Source organism: Pseudomonas sp. GW822-FHT04H02 (assembly GCF_058800645.1).
In genome coordinates this window covers 28,238-44,424 of record NZ_JBXAMM010000009.1, presented here as the reverse complement: position 1 = coordinate 44,424, position 16,187 = coordinate 28,238, and the positions used below count along the sequence as shown (strand labels likewise).

Here is a 16,187-nt window from a genome sequence, read left to right as displayed (position 1 = left end):
ACTCCCCATGAGAATGCGTCTTGATCGGCTTTCATGGGGTATCCCGAACGGCGCGCCGGAACCGACAACCGCCTGACAAAATATTTTTGCATTCAGCCTCGCGGCTTGAGGGTTACCCAGTAGCGGGTCACCGCATGGGCCCGTACCGGTAGCGAGCGCTCCAGGGCGGCGAGCACCGCATCGCTGTCGGCCAGGGGAAAGACCCCGGTCAGCAGCAAGCCCGCCACCTGCTCATCGCAGCGCAGCACCCCTGGCCGATACCGTGACAGCTCAGCGACGAACTGCCCCAGGGGCTGGCGTTCGGCAATCAACCGGCCCTCGCTCCAACTGCTGGCATTGACCTGGGCCACTTGCCGGGCCGACACCCGGCCGGCGTCGAACCACAGGCGTTCGCCGGCATTCAGTTGCAGGGCCTGGGTGTGACGGGGGCTGATCCGCAGGGCCCCTTCGTAAAGATCGACCCGGGTGCCGCCGTCCAACTCGCGCACGGCGAAACGTGTGCCCAGGGCCTGGATATCGCCGGCGGGGGTTTCCACGATCAGCGGCCGCGACGGGTCATGCCCGCTGGTCAGCAGGATCTCGCCCTGGATCAGGCGGATGCGCCGTTCGCTGGCGCTGAACAGCAGGTCGACGGCGCTGGCGCTGTTGAGGTCCAGGCGGCTGCCGTCGCTCAGGGTCAGGTGGCGTACTTCCCCGGTGGCGCTGCGCTGCGCGGCGAAGGCCGCTCGCCAGGGCTGGCTGTCCTGCACCAGGTAGCCGCTGCCACCGGCCACCAGCAGCAAGCCGAGCAGCTTCAGTGCGGCGCGGCGCTGCTGGTCCGGCGCCTTGGCCAACAGTACATGGGTGCTGTGTTCCGGCACGCCTTGCAGGGTCTGCTGCAGTTGCTGCAGGCGTTGCCAGGCTCGCTGGTGCTCGGGATCGGCCTGCTGCCAGGCGTCGAAGGCGCTGCGCTGCTGCGCGCTCAATTCGCCGCCCCAATGCAGCATCAGCCACTCGCTGGCCTGCTCGACAACGCTGGGGGCAATGGGTGCTTGATGAGGTTTCATTCTGCGTAGAGCACCTGGTAACAGGCCTGGATCGCCCGGGTCATGTACTTCTGCACCGAGCTGACGGAAACCTCCAGGCGCTCGGCAATCTGCGCATAGCCCAGCCCCTCGAACTGCGACATGACAAAGGCCTGGCGCACTTTGTCCGGCATGCGGTCGAGCATGGCGTCGATCTGCATCAGGGTTTCGAGAATCAGCGCGCGGCTTTCCAGGGAGGGGGTCTGCGGCTCCGGCAAGTGGGCGATGCTTTCCAGGTAGGCGCGCTCGATGCGCGCGCGCCGCCATTGGTCGACCACCAGGTTGCGGGCGATCTGCGCCAGGTAGCTGCGGCTTTCCTGCTGCCCGGGAAAACGCCCCGAGAGCAAGAGGCGCAGGAAGGTGTCCTGCGCCACGTCCGCGGCATGCTCGCGATCGCCCAGGCGCTTGCGCAACCAGCCCTGCAACCAGCCGTGATGATCCTGATACAGACGATGGAGTTGAGCGTTGCCGTCAGTGGTGGCTTGCATGAATGAAACTGCGCACATGATTGAGAGCAATTATCATTACACTTTTTTCTCAATCCAGGCAAAACGCTTTTCAACGCGGCTGGCTGGCAGCCTGCAATGGATAGACCGACTGCCAACCACCCCCCAGCGCCTTGTACAGGCCAACCATGGCCAGGGACACTCCGGCCGAGCTTTCCACCAACTGCTCCTGGGTTGCCAGCAAGGCCCCCTGCACAGTCAGCACGTTGACGAAATCCACCACCCCTTCGATGTACTGCTGCTGTGCCGTGCGCAGGGCGATCTGGTTCTGCCGCACCGCTTCGGCCAGGCTGTCGCGGCGCAACTGGCTGGCGTTGTAGCGGGTCAGTTGGTCGTCGATTTCGTGCCAGGCCCGCAGGACCGTCTGCTGGTAGGCCAGGGCTGCTTCCTGCTGCTGGGCCTCGCGCAACTGGAGCATGCCCCGCAGGCGGCCGCCATCGAACAGCGGCAGGCTGAACTGCGGGCCGATGCCGAACTGCCGCGAACTCCAGGAACCGAAGTCCGCCAGTTGCAGGGCCTGGGAGCCGAAGTTGCCGGACAGGGTAATGCGCGGATAGAAATCGCCCTTGGCCACACCAATGCTGGCCGTGGCTGCATGCAGGCGCGCCTCGGCCTGGCGGATATCCGGACGCCGCTCGGCCAGTTGCGAAGGCAGGCCGATAGCCACCTGGGATGGCGGTTGCGGCACTGGCGCATCGCTGGCCAGTTCCTGGTGCAAGGCCTGGGGTGGCTCCCCCAGCAGCAGGCTGAGGGCATTGATCAACTGCGCCTGGCGCTGTTGCAGCTCCGGCAGTTGCGCCTCGATGGTGGCGACCTGGGCGGCGGCTTCGGCCACGTCCAGGTCGGTGGCCACGCCGTCGGCCAGGCGCAGTTGCGAGAGCTTCAGGCTGTGCCGGGCGACCTCGAGGTTCTGCTCGGTGACCGCCCGGGTGCTCTGCACGCCGCGCAGTTGGATGTAGTCCTGGGCGGTTTCCGCCAGCACCGACAGCAGCACCCCGCGCCGGTCGTTCTCCGCCACTTCCAGGGTCGCGTCGGCGGCCTCGGTTTCGCGCCGCACCCGGCCCCAGAAATCCAGCTCCCAGGAGGCGGAGAAGCCCGCTTCCCAGAGATTGAAGGCCGATTTTCCGTTGTTCCCCGAAGGGTCGTTCAGGCCCTCGGCACTGTTGCGCTTGCGCCCGTAGCCGCCATTGGCCGAGGTGCTCGGATAGCGTTCGGCAGTAATGACCTGGCGCGCCGCCCGGCTCTGCTGCAAACGGCTGGTGGCCAGTTGCAGGTCGAGGTTATCGCTCAGGACGCGATGGCTCAGGGCCGACAGTTGCGGGTCGTTGAACACCTCCCACCAGCGCTCCTGCATGGCACTGTCCACCGCCTGGCTGGCAGCGGCCTGGGCCGGGGCGGACCAGGCCTGGACCTGGGTCGCCTGGGGCCTCTGGAAATCCGGGCCGACATTGCACGCGGCCAGGGACAGCAGGCTCAGCGCCAGCAGAGTGCGGAGCCCGTGGGAGCGTCTGTGACGGCTGCGTTCGCGGCTCATCGCTGGGTCACCTCGCGGGCGCTGGTGGCAGAGCTGTGGGTGTCCACGCTGGCTTCCACCGACATGCCCACCCGCAACCGCTCGGCCAACGGCTGGTTGGGTTCCAGAAGGATCTTCACCGGAATGCGCTGCACCACCTTGGTGAAGTTGCCGGTGGCGTTATCCGGCTTCACCGCGGCGAAGGTCACACCGGTGGCCGGGGCCAGGCTTTCCACCCGACCATGCAGGGTCTCGCCGCCCAGGCTGTCGACCCGCACCTCCACCACCTGCCCGGCATGCATGGCCGTCAGCTGGGTTTCCTGGAAGTTGGCCAGTACATAGGCCTGCTGCAGCGGCACCACGGCAAGGATCTTGCTGCCCGGGGTGACATAGGCACCGACCCGCACCGCACGCTCGCCGACCATGCCGTCCACCGGCGCCACGATGCGCGTGTAGGACAACTCGTAGCTGGCCATTTCCAGGGCCGCCTGGGCACGTTTCAAGCCACCTTCCGCGGCGTCGCGCTGAGCGGTGAGGATCTCCACCTGCTTGCGCTCCGCCGCCAGGGCTGCGGTGGCGGTGGCCAGCCGGGCGCTGGCCTGGTCGATGCGGGTCCGGGCCTGCTGGGCGTTCTGCACCGTGCCGGCGCCGACCCCGGCCAGGTGGTTGTAACGGTTCAGTTCATGCTCGGCAAAGGCTCGCTCGGCCTGGGCCGCGCTCAAGGCAGCCTGGGCCTGGGCGATCACCGAACTCTGCCGGTCCAGGGTCGCCCGGGCGTTCTGCAACTGCGCCTTGGCCACCAGGGTCTCGGCATCCGCCGCCTGGGCCGCGGCGCGCAGGTCACGGTCGTCGATCAGCGCCAGCAGTTGCCCGGCCTTGACCTGCTGGTTGTCCTCCACCAGCACTTCCTTGATGAACCCCGCCACGCGCGGGGCCACCAGGGTGTAGTCGGCGGCGATGAAGGCGTCGTTGGTGGTCTGCTCGCCGGCGCGGCCGAACAGCCCCGGCAGCGCCAGGTAGGCCAACACGCCAAGGGCCGCCACTGCCGCTACCGCAATGGCGATTTTGTGTTTGTTCTGGGTCGTCATGACAAAGGTCTCGTTCAAGTCGGTGCCCGCGGTGGGTAGATCCGCGTCGGCAGCCAGAAAATCAGCAGGATCAGCACAGCGGCCAGCCCTGCCATGCAGTAGTAGAGGTCGGCGGAGGTCAGCACCACGGCCTGCTGGTGCAGGCGCCGGGCCAGGCCGGCGACGCCGTCGTCCACCAGAGGCGAGTTGCCCAGGCTGTCCACCAGCATGGTCGAATGAAAATGCAGGCGGCGGGTGGTCAGCACATCCAGCACACCGGTGGCGATCACCGCCGCCAGGCCTTTCACGGTGTTGAACCACGCCGAGGCAAAAGGCCCTTCCATCGGGGTGATACTGCCGGTGGAAAGCATCAGCAATGGCAGCACTGCCATGGGCTGGCCGAAGATCTGCAGCAGTTGCAGCACATAGAAGTCGTCACGGATCCAGGCCGAGGTCAGGTGCGTACCGCCCAGACAGGACAGCACCAGCATGCCCAGGCCGATCCCCAGCACCCAGCGGCAATCGACCCAGCGCAGGTTGCACAGTGCTGCCACCAGGGGCAGCGCAAGCAGTTGCGGCAGGGCCATCACCAGCATCACCGGCGCGGTCTGCAACGGCCGGTAGCCCTGGACCTGAGCCAGATAGGCGGACGGGATGATGATCACCGCCGTCAGTACCACCAGCACCCCGGCCAGGGTCAGCAGGGCGAAGGACAGGTTGCGGATGCCGAGCATCTGCAGCTTGAAGAAGGGAATCGGCTGCGACCATTCGTTGATCATGAACAGCACCAGCAGCACCAGCCCGCCGGCCAGCAGCACACAGATCAGCGGCGACTCGAACCAGTCCAGGCGGTTGCCCTGCAGGATACCGATCACCAGCATGCAGATCGCCGGAAAGCCCAGCAGCAGGCCGCGCCAGTTGAACTGCTTGAAACGCTCCAGGCGCAGCGGATCCTGGGGCAGGCCGTAGGCCACTGCCGCCATCGCCACCAGGCAAGGCAGCACCACCTGCCAGAACGCCCATTGCCAGCCCACGTACTCGGTCCAGAGTGCCGCCAGGGGCGTGCCCAGGCTGGGGCCGAAGGTGGCGGTCAGGGCATAGCCGGCCAGGCCGTAGAGCTTGACGTTGGCCGGCAGGAACCGCAGGGCCACGGTCATCAGCATCGGCGGCAGCGCGCCGCCGGCCAGGCCTTGCAGGGTGCGCAACAGCAACAGGCTTTCGTAGTTCGGGGCGAAGGGGCACAGCACCCCCAGCAGGGTGAACAGGCCAATGGCACACAGGGTGAAGCGCCGCAGGGAAAAGGTCACCGAACACCAGGGCGCGAAGGCCATGGCCGCCACCGAGGTGGCGGTGTAGCAGGCCACCAGCCAGGTGCCTTCGTCGTAGCCGATGAACAGCGCACCACGAATGTCCGCCAGGGCGATCTTGGTCACCATCTCGTTGAGGCCCGAGACCAGCACCGCCAGCAGCACGCCCACCAGGCCGATGATGATCCGCGGCCCGAACACCGGCGGTGCAATGGCTGCCGGCTTGCTGGCGGCTTCAACCGAAGCAGGCGCAGCGACAGCGAGGGAACTCATGGAAATACTGCTCCAGACAAGAAAACCAGAGCAGTTTATGAACAGCCGATGCTGACGAAAACTGACTTATCGACAGTTTATAAGTGCGTCAGACGCAATGATTCACCCTGTTGACCGTAGGAGCTGGCTTGCCAGCGAAGGGGCCCTCAAGACCGCTTTCGCCGGCAAGCCGGCTCCTACGAGGACGTCGGCTGGGCTTCTTGCCAGGTGGCCTGGCAGGAGGTGCGCAGGGTTTCGCGAAACCACTTGTGCGCCGGGTCCTTGTCGTAGCGCGGATGCCAGGCCTGGGTCAAAACCAGGGTCGGCAGGGAAATCGGCAGCACGAACGAACGCAAGCGCAGGCCCAGGCGCGAGACGCTGAGCAGGGTTTCCTGGGGCACCGGCAAAATCAGGTCCGAATCCGGCAGCATGAACATGGCGGCGTGGAAGCTCGGGGCAATCAGCGGCACCCGGCGCTCCAGGCCCTGCTCGGCCAGGGCCGCATCGATAGGTCCACGGGCTATGCCCCGGCGAGACATGCTGATATGGGGAAACGCGGCAAAACGCTCGGCGGTGATGTCTTCGTCCAACAGCGGGTGGCCTTCGCGCACCAGGCCGACAAAAGCGGTGGTGAACAGGTTCTGCACCTTGACTTCCGGGGTCAGGGGCCGGGTGTTGCTAATCCGCAGGTCGATCCTTCCCTCCCGCAGGGCCTCGTCATCGCCATCGCCTTCGGGCACGAAGCGCAGCTCGCACAAGGGCGCCTGACGCTCCAGGGTATCGATGAGGCGACCGCCATACACGCCGACGAAAAAATCGTTGGCGCGCACGTTGAAGCGCCGCTGCAGGGAACCCAGGTCGACCTTGTCCGCCGAGCGGAACACCAGCGCCGCCTGCTCCACTACATCGCGCACCTGGCTGCGCAGTTCCAGGGCCTTGGGGGTGGGCACCAGGCCGCGTCCGGCACGTACCAGCACCGGGTCGCCGAGGGCGTCGCGGATCCGCGTCAGGGTCCGGCTCATGGCCGCCGGGCTGAGGTTCATGCGCCGCGCCGCGCCCACCACGCTGCCCTCGTCGAGCAGGGCGTCGAGGGCCACCAGAAGGTTCATGTCCGGAAGTTGCATGCTGAGCACTCGTGACTGGTCAGGGATGATCCAGGCGCAATGCTAGCAGGCTTGGCGCCGAGGAAAATGAGGGAGATCAATCCTTACCCGTGAACCCACTAGCCGCGTAGGAGCCGGCTTGCCGGCGAATGAGCCCTCGAACCTTGCATAGCCCTTGAGGACGCTTTCGCTGGCAGGCCAGCTCCTACGGTCGGGGGGCTGGCGGACGAGGTAGCTCAGCGCTGCATGCCCCAGCGTTTTACCGTGATCCGCTCCAGGGTGTCGAAGATCAGGTTTTCCACCAGCAGGCCGATGAGGATCACCACTGCCAGCCCGGCAAACACCTTGTCGGTGTACAACTCATTGCGGTTCTGGAAGATGTACCAGCCCAGGCCACCCTTGCCGCTGGTGGCGCCGAACACCAGCTCGGCAGCGATCAGGGTGCGCCAGGCGAAAGCCCAGCCGATCTTCAACCCGGCGAGAATCGACGGCAGCGCCGCCGGGATCAGGATGAACAGCACCAGGCGCAGGCCCTTGAGGCCGTAGTTGCGCCCGGCCATGCGCAGGGTTTCGGAAACCCCGAGAAACCCGGCATAGGTGTTCAAGGCCAAAGCCCAGAGCACCGAATGCACCAGCACGAAGATCAGGCTGTTCTGCCCCAGGCCGAACCACAGCAGCGCCAGGGGCAGCAGGGCAATGGCCGGCAGCGGATTGAACATCGAGGTCAGGGTGCTCAGCAGGTCACGGCCAAGCCGGGTCGAGACCGCCAGGGTGGTCAAGGCAAACGCCAGGACGATGCCGATCAGGTAGCCCTTGAGCAGCACCACCAGGGAAATGCCCACCTTGCCCAGCAATTCGCCGCTGAGCAGGCCCTGGTAAAGAGCGCTGGCAGTTTGCAGAAAACTCGGTAGCAGCAGGTCGTTGTTCTGGTAACGGGCCACGGCTTCCCAGAGCAGCGCCAGCAGGACCAGGATCAGGCTCTTGCGCAACCAGCCTTGTTGCCAGAGGCGCTGCCCCAGGGGCAGCTCGCGCTCCAGGGGCACTTGCAGCAAGGGCTGCAGGACAACTTCGTATTCCTCGCGCGCAGGGGATGAGTGGCTCATCGGGCATTCCTCGTTCAACGGTGGCCTGACGGCTCAATAAGCGATACGGATATCGGCGAAATCCAGCTCGGTTTCAGTTTCCGGCGATTGGCCTTCATCGAACAGCAAGCGGTGGATGCGCCGCGCGGTCTGCTGAAAGGCCACGCCACCGAGGCTCTGCAGGTCGTACTGGTGGCTGTGGACTTCCGCCCGCACGCGCCCCGGATGAGGCGACAACAGGAGGATGCGATTGCCCACCACCAGCGCTTCCTCGATGGAGTGAGTGACGAACAGCAAGGTGAAGCGCACCTCCTCCCAGAGCCGCAGCAACTCCTCCTGCATCTTGCGCCGGGTCAGGGCGTCGAGGGCGGCGAAAGGCTCGTCCATCAGCAGGATCTTCGGCTGCATGGCCAGGGCACGAGCGATCGCCACCCGGGCCTTCATGCCACCGGACAGGGTATGCGGATAGGCATCGGCGAAAGCCGCCAGGCCGACTTTTTCCAGGTATTCCAGGGCACGCTCTTCGGCCTCGCGGCGGCCGAGGGTCTTCGACGCCAGCAAGGGAAACATCACGTTCTGCTTCACGGTTTTCCAGGGGGGCAACTGGTCGAACTCCTGGAACACCACGATACGATCCGGCCCGGGCTGGCTGACGCGCTGGCCTTGCAGGCGAATCTCGCCCTCACAGGGCTGGATGAACCCGGCCACGGCCTTGAGCAGGGTCGACTTGCCGCAGCCTGAAGGCCCCAGCAGGATAAAGCGGTCGGCCGGATCAACCTCGAAACTCACCTGGTGGGTGGCCCGCACCACCCGCTGCGGGGTGCGGTATTCCAGGCTGACTTGTTCCACCGCCAACAGCGCCGGGGCGATGGCAGCGCGATTGCTGGCCGTGTGGCCTGGCAAGGGGGCGTTCATGGCGATCAGCTCCCCTGCAACGGTTTGGCATCCTGGAAGAAGTAGTCCTTCCACGACTCGGGCTTGTTCTTGATCGCACCGACCCGGTAGAGGAATTCCGCCAGTGGGTAGGTGTTTTTTGGTGTCACGCTGAACTCGAACTGCGGGTTGTCGATGATCTTCAGCAAGGCGGCGCGGTCGATCTTGGCCTTGGTCACGCGCAAGTAGGTATCGGCGGCTGCGCCCTTGTCGTGCTGGGCGAACTCGGCCGCTTCGGCCAGGGCTTCGACGAAGGCCTTGTAGGTCTTGGGGTTGTCGTTGCGGAATTTCTCGGTGGCGAACAGCACCGTCGGCGAGTTGGGCCCCAGCAGGTCGTAGGTATTGAGCACCACGTGCACATTGGGGTTCTCCAGGGCCTGGTCCTGGAATGGCGGGTTGGAGAAGTGCCCGGTCAGCTCGGTGCCGCCGGCAATCAGCGCGGCGGTGGCGTCCGGGTGGGGAACGGCGATGGTGTACTTGTCCAGGCGATTGAATTCCTTGTCGCCCCATTGCTTGGCGGCGGCGTATTGCAGGAAGCGCGACTGCACCGAGACCCCCACCGCCGGTACCGCAATGCGGTCCTTTTCGGTGAAGTCGGCGATGGTCTTGACCTTGGGATTGTTGCTCACCAGGTAGTAGGGAAAGTTACCCAGAGAGGCTACGGCCTTGACGTTTTGCCGGCCGTGGGTGCGATCCCAGATGGTCAGCAGCGGCCCGACGCCGGCCCCGGCAATGTCGATGGAGCCCGACAGCAAGGCGTCGTTGACCGCCGCGCCGCCGGACAGCTGGGTCCAGTCGACCTTGATGTCGATGCCCTGCTCCTTGCCGTGCTTTTCGATCAGGTTCTGGTCGCGCACCACATTGAGCAGCAGGTAGACGATACCGAACTGTTCAGCGATGCGGATCTCGCCTTCGGCCTGGGCCGGCGCAGGCGCGACCAGGCTGCCGGCCAGCAGGCTGAAACCCAGGCCGATGGCCGTGGCCAGCCTGCCGAGGCGGGGAATGAAGGGAATGAATAAGGACATGCTGGTTCTCCTGCCGTGCCTGGCTGATCAGTAAGGGGCGTCGCCCTGGATGGTGGTGCGATACAGCTTGCGGCGCAGATGGCTCGGGCAACCGGCGGCCAGGTGGATCAGCGAGCGGTTGTCCCAGAACACCAGGTCGTGGGGCTGCCATTGATGGCGGTAGATGTTGTCCGGCAGCACGCTGTGGGCATACAGCTCGGCCAGCAACTGGGCGCTTTCGTCTTCCGGCAGGCCAACGATGCGGGTGGTGAAGCCTTCGCTGACGAACAACGCCTTGCGGCCGTTTTCCGGGTGAGTGCGCACGACCGGGTGCACCACCTCGGCGACCTGGGCCAGTTGCTCCGGGGTCAGGGTCGGGCGCCAGTTGCCCTCGAACTTGGTCTCGCTGTAGCGCGCCGTGTAGGAGTGGGCGGCGCTGCGCCCCTCGACCGCCTTGCGCAGCGCCTCGGGCAAGTTGTCCCAGGCTTGGTGCATGTTGGCGAACAGGGTGTCGCCCCCTTCGGCTGGCAGTTCCTGGGCGTGCAGCATCGAGCCCAGGCTCGGCAGCTCCTTGTAGGAGAGGTCCGAGTGCCAGAACTTGCCGGCGTCCCCCAGGCCGATGGACTGGCCGTTCTCGATGATGTTGGAAACGATGAGGATTTCCGGGTGCCCGGCCAGCAGGAACTGCTTGAGCACATGAATCTGCAACACACCGAAGCGACGGCTGAAGGCAATCTGCTGTTCGGGGCTGATGCGCTGGTCGCGGAACACCACTACGTGATGGTCCAGGTGGGCGCGGTGGATGCGGGCGAAGTCCTGGTCGTTGACTGGCCGGGACAGGTCGAGGCCGACGATCTCGGCGCCTACAGCCCCATTCAAGGGCCGGATTTCGAAAGCTTGTGCGGCAATGGAGGCGGCACTGGCTGATGCAGACATGACTGAAACTCCCGCGCAGGCGCGCCCAGGGCGCGCGCGTCGATCAGAAACTCACGGAGATCCCGTGTGGGTTCATTTCGTGCGGCGCGCCGATTGGTCGGCAGGTACGCAGGGAGTCAACTTTATAGATATAAGAAAACGAATTTAAATACCGTTAGTGAATAACGATATGTTGATTCAACCGATGGACCGCTTGGGGACGGCACGCCGACGAAGGCGCTCTCAAGGCCCCTCCGCTGGCAAGCCAGCTCCTACAAGGCTGGCAGGTGGTTTCTTACATGGATCAACGTTCGTGCAGGGCTTCGGCGCGGGCGCGGATGATCGGCTTGAGCAGGTAGCTGAGGATGCTTTTCTTGCCGGTGATGATGTCCACCGAGGCCACCATCCCGGGGATGATCAGCAGCGGCTTTTCATCGGTGCCCAAGTGGCTGCGGTCGGTGCGCAGCTTGATCATGTAGTAGGTGGTCTTCTTGTCTTCATCGGTGATGGTATCGGCGCCGATCTGTTCCAGGCGGGCCTTGAGACCACCGTAGATGGTGTAGTCATAGGCGCTGAACTTGACCACCGCTTCCTGCCCCGGGTGCAGGAAGGCGATGTCCTGGGGACGGATCTTGGCTTCCACCAGCAGGGTGTCGTCCAGGGGGACGATTTCCACCATGTCGCTGCCCGGCTGGATCACCCCGCCGATGGTGTTGACCATCAGCTGCTTGACGATACCGCGTACCGGCGAGGTCACCAGGGTGCGGCTGACCCGGTCTTCCAGGGCCTTGCCGGTGGCGCTGGCCTTGTTCAGTTCGGTGCGCGCTTCGTTGAGCTGGGTCAGGGCCTCGCTGCGGAACTTGCCGCGGGTTTCATCGATCTTGCGCTGCACTTCCTTGATCGCCGATTCGGCGCGGGGGATCGCCAGGGTGGTGGCGTCCAGCTGGCCACGGGTTTCCACTTCGGCACGCTTGAGCCGCAGCACTTCCACCGGCGACACCGCGCCCTGGGCCACCAGCGGCTCGGACATGGCGATTTCCTGGCGCTGCAGGCCCAGTTGCTGGCGGTATTGCGCCTGCTTGGAGGTGAACTCGCGCAGTTCCTGCTGCTTCTGAATCAGCTGTTCCTGGAGGCCACCGATCTCGTCATGCAGTTGCTGGCGACGGCTCTGGTACAGGGATTTCTCACTGGCCGCCTGGCCCGGCGCTTCCTTGACCGCCTCGGCGGGGAAATTCAGCTCGCGTTCATCCACCTCGGCGCTCAGGCGCTCGACCCGCAGCAGCATGGACAGGCGCACGGTCTCGGTCTCGCCGACGTTGGACTGGAAGCGCGTGTCGTCGAGGCGAATCAGCGGCGCGCCGGCCTCGACTATCTGGCCTTCCTTGACGTACAGCTCGGAGACGATGCCGCCTTCCAGGTTCTGGATCTTCTGCAGCTTGGAGGAAGGAATCGCCTTGCCCTCGCCCTTGGTTACCTCGTCGATCACCGCGAAGTTGGCCCACAGCACCAGGAACAGGAAGAACGCGATGATGCCCCAGATGGTCAGGCGGATAACCCGCGGCGCATCTTCGATCAGTGCCTTGTTGACCTCGGGCAGCGGCTGCCCCTGGAGCGAATCGGTGCCTTTGAAATAGCGACGGATCGAGTCCTTGAATCCCGACTTAAGCAACACTGATCTGCCCCTTCTTCAACGCTTCCATCACCACCGCTTTCGGGCCATCGGCCAGGATTTGTCCACGGTCCACCACCAACAGCCGGTCCACCAGCGACAGCAACGACGCCCGGTGGGTGACCAGTACCACGGTCTTGCTCTGCACCACCGCCTCCAGGCGCTGTTTCAAGCGCTCTTCGCCGGTGTTGTCCATGGCGCTGGTGGGCTCGTCGAGCAGCAGGATCTGTGGGTTGAGCAACAGCGCGCGAGCCAGGGCGACGTTCTGCCGCTGGCCACCGGAAAGGTTCTGCCCGCGCTCGCCCACCTGCAATTCATAGCCCTGCGGGTGCAGCCTGGCGAACTCATGGACCCCCGCCAGCTCCGCAGCCTGCAGTACCAGTTCGTCCTCGACGTAGCGGGCACCGGAGGTCAGGTTGTCACGCAGGGTACCGGCCAGCAGCTGGATGTCCTGGGGCACGTAGCCGATGTTGTGACGCAGTTCGCTGACGTCGATCTGGCGGATGTCCACACCGTCTACCAGCAGGGCACCGGAGTCCGGCTGGTAGAGCCCCACCAGCAGCTTGGCCAGGGAGCTCTTGCCGGAGCCGCTGCGGCCGATGATGCCGACCTTTTCCCCCGGCTTGATCATCAGGTTGATGTTCTTCAGCGCCGGGTTCTGCTGCCCCGGGTAGGTAAAACTCAGTTGCCGACACTCGATGGCACCCTGCAGCACGCTGCGGCTCAGGGGGCGCTCGTCGAAATTGCGCTCCTGGGGCAGCTCCATCATCTGGTCCACGGAGGTCATGGTGACCCGCGCCTGCTGGTAGCGGGTCAGCAGCCCGGACAGCGAAGCCAGCGGGCTCAGGGCCCGACCGCTGAGCATGTAGCAGGCGATCAGGCCGCCCATGCTGAGGTTGCCGTCGATGATCTGGTACACGCCGAAGATGATCATGATCACCCCGGCCAGTTGCTGGATCAGCAAGGTGATGTTCATCGCCAGGCTGGACAGCATCTTCACCCGCAGCTCAAGCCGGCTGAGGGTGCCGATGGTCTGCTCCCACTGGTACTGGCGCTCGCTCTCGGCGTTGTTGACCTTGACCGCGTCCAGGCCGGCCAGGGTCTCGATCAGGCTCGACTGGCGCTCGGCGCCCAGAGCCATGGTCTTCTCCATGGTCGCCACCAGCGGCTTCTGCAGGGCATAGCCGATGCACAGGGCAATCGGGAAGGCCAGCACCGGAATCCACACCAGATGCCCGCCAAGGATGGCGATCACCAGGAAGATCAGCAGGGTGAACGGCAGGTCGATCAGGCTGGTGAGGGTCAGGGATGCGAGGAAGTCCCGCAGGCTCTGAAACTCATGGATGTTCTGGGCGAAGCTGCCGACCCGTGCCGGGCGGTACTTCATGGCCATGCCGACGATGCGCTCGAACAGCGTGGCGGAAATGATCAGGTCGGTCTTCTTTCCCGCCAGGTCCAGGCACAGGCTGCGCAGGCCCTTGAGGATCAGGTCGAAGATGTAGGCGCCGATGATGCCGATGGACAGCACCCACAGGGTCGAGGTGGCCTGGTTCGGCACCACCCGGTCATAGACGTTCATCACGAACAATGGCGCGGCCATGGCGATGATGTTGATCAGCAGGCTCGCGGCAATGGCGTCGGCATACAGCCAGCGCGAGCGCTTGAGGGTGTCGCGGAACCAGGAACGGGCGCGGGGGATCAGCGACCCGTGGTTGACGTCGAACTTGTGCTGGGGCTGGGCGAAGAACACCTGGCCGCTGTAATCGTCGGCCAGCAACTGGCGGTCGACACAGACTTCGCCGCCATCGCTTTCGCTGAGCAGCAGCCGCGCCTGGTCTTCACCCTGCCAGCCCAGCAGCACCGCGCTGCGACCGTCCTTGAGCAGCAACAGGGCGGGCATGGCGATGGCTGGAATCTGTTCGAGCTTGCGCCGCAGCACCCGGCCCTGCAGCCCGGCCCGGGCCGCGGCCCGAGGCAGCAGCTCGGCGCTCAGGCGCTGGGATGGCAAGGGCAGGCCGGTGGTCAGCATCGCCGCACTGGCGGGCTTCTGGTGCAGGAAACAGAGGGTCAGCAAACCATCCAGAAGGGGATCGTCATGCATGCCGCGTGGATCATGACTGAGTTGCACACTGACTTCTGATTCCACGCTCGACACTCTTGACTGGCTGGTTGGATGAAATTAGCTCAATTCATCCCGGGCAGCTGGACCTTGGGCTTCACATCGCTTTGCACGACGGAGGCCATAGGTGCCACCACTCCCTGGCTTTTGAGCAACTCGCCCATGGTCGCCTTGATTCGATATTGAGTAAATAACTGAATGTTCTGGATCTCGGCCAGGCGCCGGGAGGCGGTGAACAACTCGTTTTCACTGTCGAGCAAGTCCAGCAGGGTACGTTCACCCAGGCTGAACTGCTTCTGGTAGGCGGTCCGCACGCTGGTGCTGTGATCCACATATTGCTGGGCGATCGGCACCTGGGCGTTGGCGTTGTTCAAGGCGTTCCAGGCCAGGCCCAGTTCCTCGTTCAGCACCCGCAGGGCGTTGTTGCGGATATCCAGCGCCTGGTTGGACTGGTAGGCCTTGGACTCCAGGTCGGCCTTGTTGCTGCCGCCGGCGAACAGGTTGAAGCGCATGCGCAGCATGGCCTGCCATTCATTGTTGTGGCCGTTCTGGCCGTCCAGGTCGTTGTCGGCAGTACGCCCCAGCTCCGCGTCGAAGCGCGGATAGAACGCCGACTTGGCGGCATCGTACTGCTTCTCGGCAGCGACGATATCGGACTCGGCGGAACGCAGGATCGGGCTGTTTTCCAGCATCTGGTGCCGGGCCTCGTCGAGGTTGGCCGGCAACAGCGCCATAAAACTGGCAGGGCGTTCCAGCTGGTCCGGCATTTCTCCGACGGCACTCAGGTAGTTGGTCTGGGCGTCGGCGAGGTTGGTCTGCTCGGTGATCAGGTTGTTGCGGGCCTGGGCCATCCGCGCTTCAGCCTGGTCAAGGTCGGCGCCGCTACCCACGCCACGCTGGGTGCGCAGCTTGATCTGGTCGTAGATACGCTCGTGATTGCGCAGGTTGTCTTCCGCCAGTTGCACGAATTGACGGCGGGTCAGCACATCCAGATAGACCTGGGCCACGGTCAGGGCCGTGCGCTCGGAGGTGCCCAGCAGGGAGTAGGCGCGGGAGTTGACGGTGGCTTGTTGACGCCCGACTTCGCTGGACGTGGCAAAACCGTCAAAAACCATCTGTTGCAGACGCAAACTTGACTCGCCGCGGTTCAAGGTTTCCCAGTGATTGCTGCCTGTACCCGCACGGGTCGTAGGGTTATCCGTCCCTTCACGACCATAGCCAGCTAGCATGTCCACTCGTGGCAGATAGCCACCTTTGGCGGCTTTCAACTGGTAGTCAGCAGCCAGACGGCTGTTCACGCCGGCTTGGATTTCCGGGTGCACATCCAGTGCTTTCTGCATGGCTTCAGGAAGGGTTTGAGCCTGCACAAAGCTGGCGGCTAAGGCAAAGGGCAGGGCCTTGAACAGATGAAAACGCATGGTAAGAATTTCCCTCGGACAGCGTGTCCAGAATCACGTCAGAACGTGGCACCACATCGATTTAGTACAACCAAAACAACCGTCCGTCGGAAAGTTCAAACTAAGAACTGGTTCACATACTTCAAGTCAGGTTACCGCGTGAATATCAATGTGACATTAATTCGGCGATTGTTTAGGATGGCGTCCATAAGGTCAATAGTTTGGCATAAAGTTAATACCCAAAAAATATAGCCAA

Annotated in this window: 13 protein-coding genes; all 13 read right to left on the bottom strand. The window is 64.3% G+C overall.

Going from position 1 to position 16,187, the window contains the following annotated elements; all coding sequences use genetic code 11:
• Window positions 1-92: 92 nt before the first annotated feature.
• Complete coding sequence (locus AC1RMG_RS29775; RefSeq protein WP_492575442.1) at window positions 93-1,046, bottom strand: FecR domain-containing protein; 954 nt, start codon at window positions 1,044-1,046, stop codon at window positions 93-95.
• Window positions 1,043-1,552: a sigma-70 family RNA polymerase sigma factor gene (locus tag AC1RMG_RS29770; RefSeq protein ID WP_011058526.1), complete on the bottom strand. Its 510-nt coding sequence runs from the start codon at window positions 1,550-1,552 to the stop codon at window positions 1,043-1,045. The genes AC1RMG_RS29775 and AC1RMG_RS29770 overlap by 4 nt, the downstream gene beginning before the upstream one ends.
• A 70-nt stretch (window positions 1,553-1,622) precedes the next feature.
• Entirely contained in the window at window positions 1,623-3,104 is a 1,482-nt protein-coding gene (locus AC1RMG_RS29765; RefSeq protein ID WP_041115059.1) for an efflux transporter outer membrane subunit, read from the bottom strand.
• Entirely contained in the window at window positions 3,101-4,171 is a 1,071-nt protein-coding gene (locus tag AC1RMG_RS29760) for an HlyD family secretion protein (RefSeq protein WP_011058524.1), read from the bottom strand. Before AC1RMG_RS29760 ends, AC1RMG_RS29765 begins: the two co-directional genes overlap by 4 nt.
• Window positions 4,172-4,185: 14 nt before the next feature.
• A complete protein-coding gene (locus AC1RMG_RS29755; RefSeq protein WP_370058381.1) occupies window positions 4,186-5,730 on the bottom strand; it encodes an MFS transporter in 1,545 nt (514 codons plus the stop codon).
• Window positions 5,731-5,906: 176 nt separating this feature from the next.
• Window positions 5,907-6,833, bottom strand: coding sequence for a LysR family transcriptional regulator (locus AC1RMG_RS29750; protein WP_011058522.1), 927 nt, complete (start codon window positions 6,831-6,833; stop codon window positions 5,907-5,909).
• A 215-nt stretch (window positions 6,834-7,048) separates the two neighbouring features.
• Entirely contained in the window at window positions 7,049-7,915 is an 867-nt protein-coding gene (locus AC1RMG_RS29745) for an ABC transporter permease (RefSeq protein WP_011058521.1), read from the bottom strand.
• A gap of 33 nt (window positions 7,916-7,948) precedes the next feature.
• Complete coding sequence (locus tag AC1RMG_RS29740) at window positions 7,949-8,809, bottom strand: ABC transporter ATP-binding protein (RefSeq protein WP_161467398.1); 861 nt, start codon at window positions 8,807-8,809, stop codon at window positions 7,949-7,951.
• 5 nt (window positions 8,810-8,814) lie between these two features.
• Entirely contained in the window at window positions 8,815-9,852 is a 1,038-nt protein-coding gene (locus AC1RMG_RS29735) for an ABC transporter substrate-binding protein (RefSeq protein ID WP_493170873.1), read from the bottom strand.
• 27 nt (window positions 9,853-9,879) lie between these two features.
• Window positions 9,880-10,767 (bottom strand): TauD/TfdA dioxygenase family protein, encoded by an 888-nt coding sequence (locus AC1RMG_RS29730; protein ID WP_011058518.1) that lies wholly within the window; start codon window positions 10,765-10,767, stop codon window positions 9,880-9,882.
• A 283-nt stretch (window positions 10,768-11,050) separates the two neighbouring features.
• Window positions 11,051-12,418 carry an HlyD family type I secretion periplasmic adaptor subunit gene (locus tag AC1RMG_RS29725; protein WP_011058517.1) on the bottom strand — a complete coding sequence of 456 codons (1,368 nt, stop codon included), beginning with the start codon at window positions 12,416-12,418 and terminating at the stop codon, window positions 11,051-11,053.
• Window positions 12,408-14,561 carry a type I secretion system permease/ATPase gene (locus AC1RMG_RS29720; protein WP_011058516.1) on the bottom strand — a complete coding sequence of 718 codons (2,154 nt, stop codon included), beginning with the start codon at window positions 14,559-14,561 and terminating at the stop codon, window positions 12,408-12,410. The genes AC1RMG_RS29725 and AC1RMG_RS29720 overlap by 11 nt, the downstream gene beginning before the upstream one ends.
• Before the next feature lie 38 nt (window positions 14,562-14,599).
• The gene (locus AC1RMG_RS29715; protein WP_011058515.1) at window positions 14,600-15,952 is read right to left on the bottom strand and encodes a TolC family outer membrane protein; all 1,353 of its coding nucleotides are present in this window, start codon (window positions 15,950-15,952) and stop codon (window positions 14,600-14,602) included.
• Window positions 15,953-16,187: the final 235 nt, after the last annotated feature.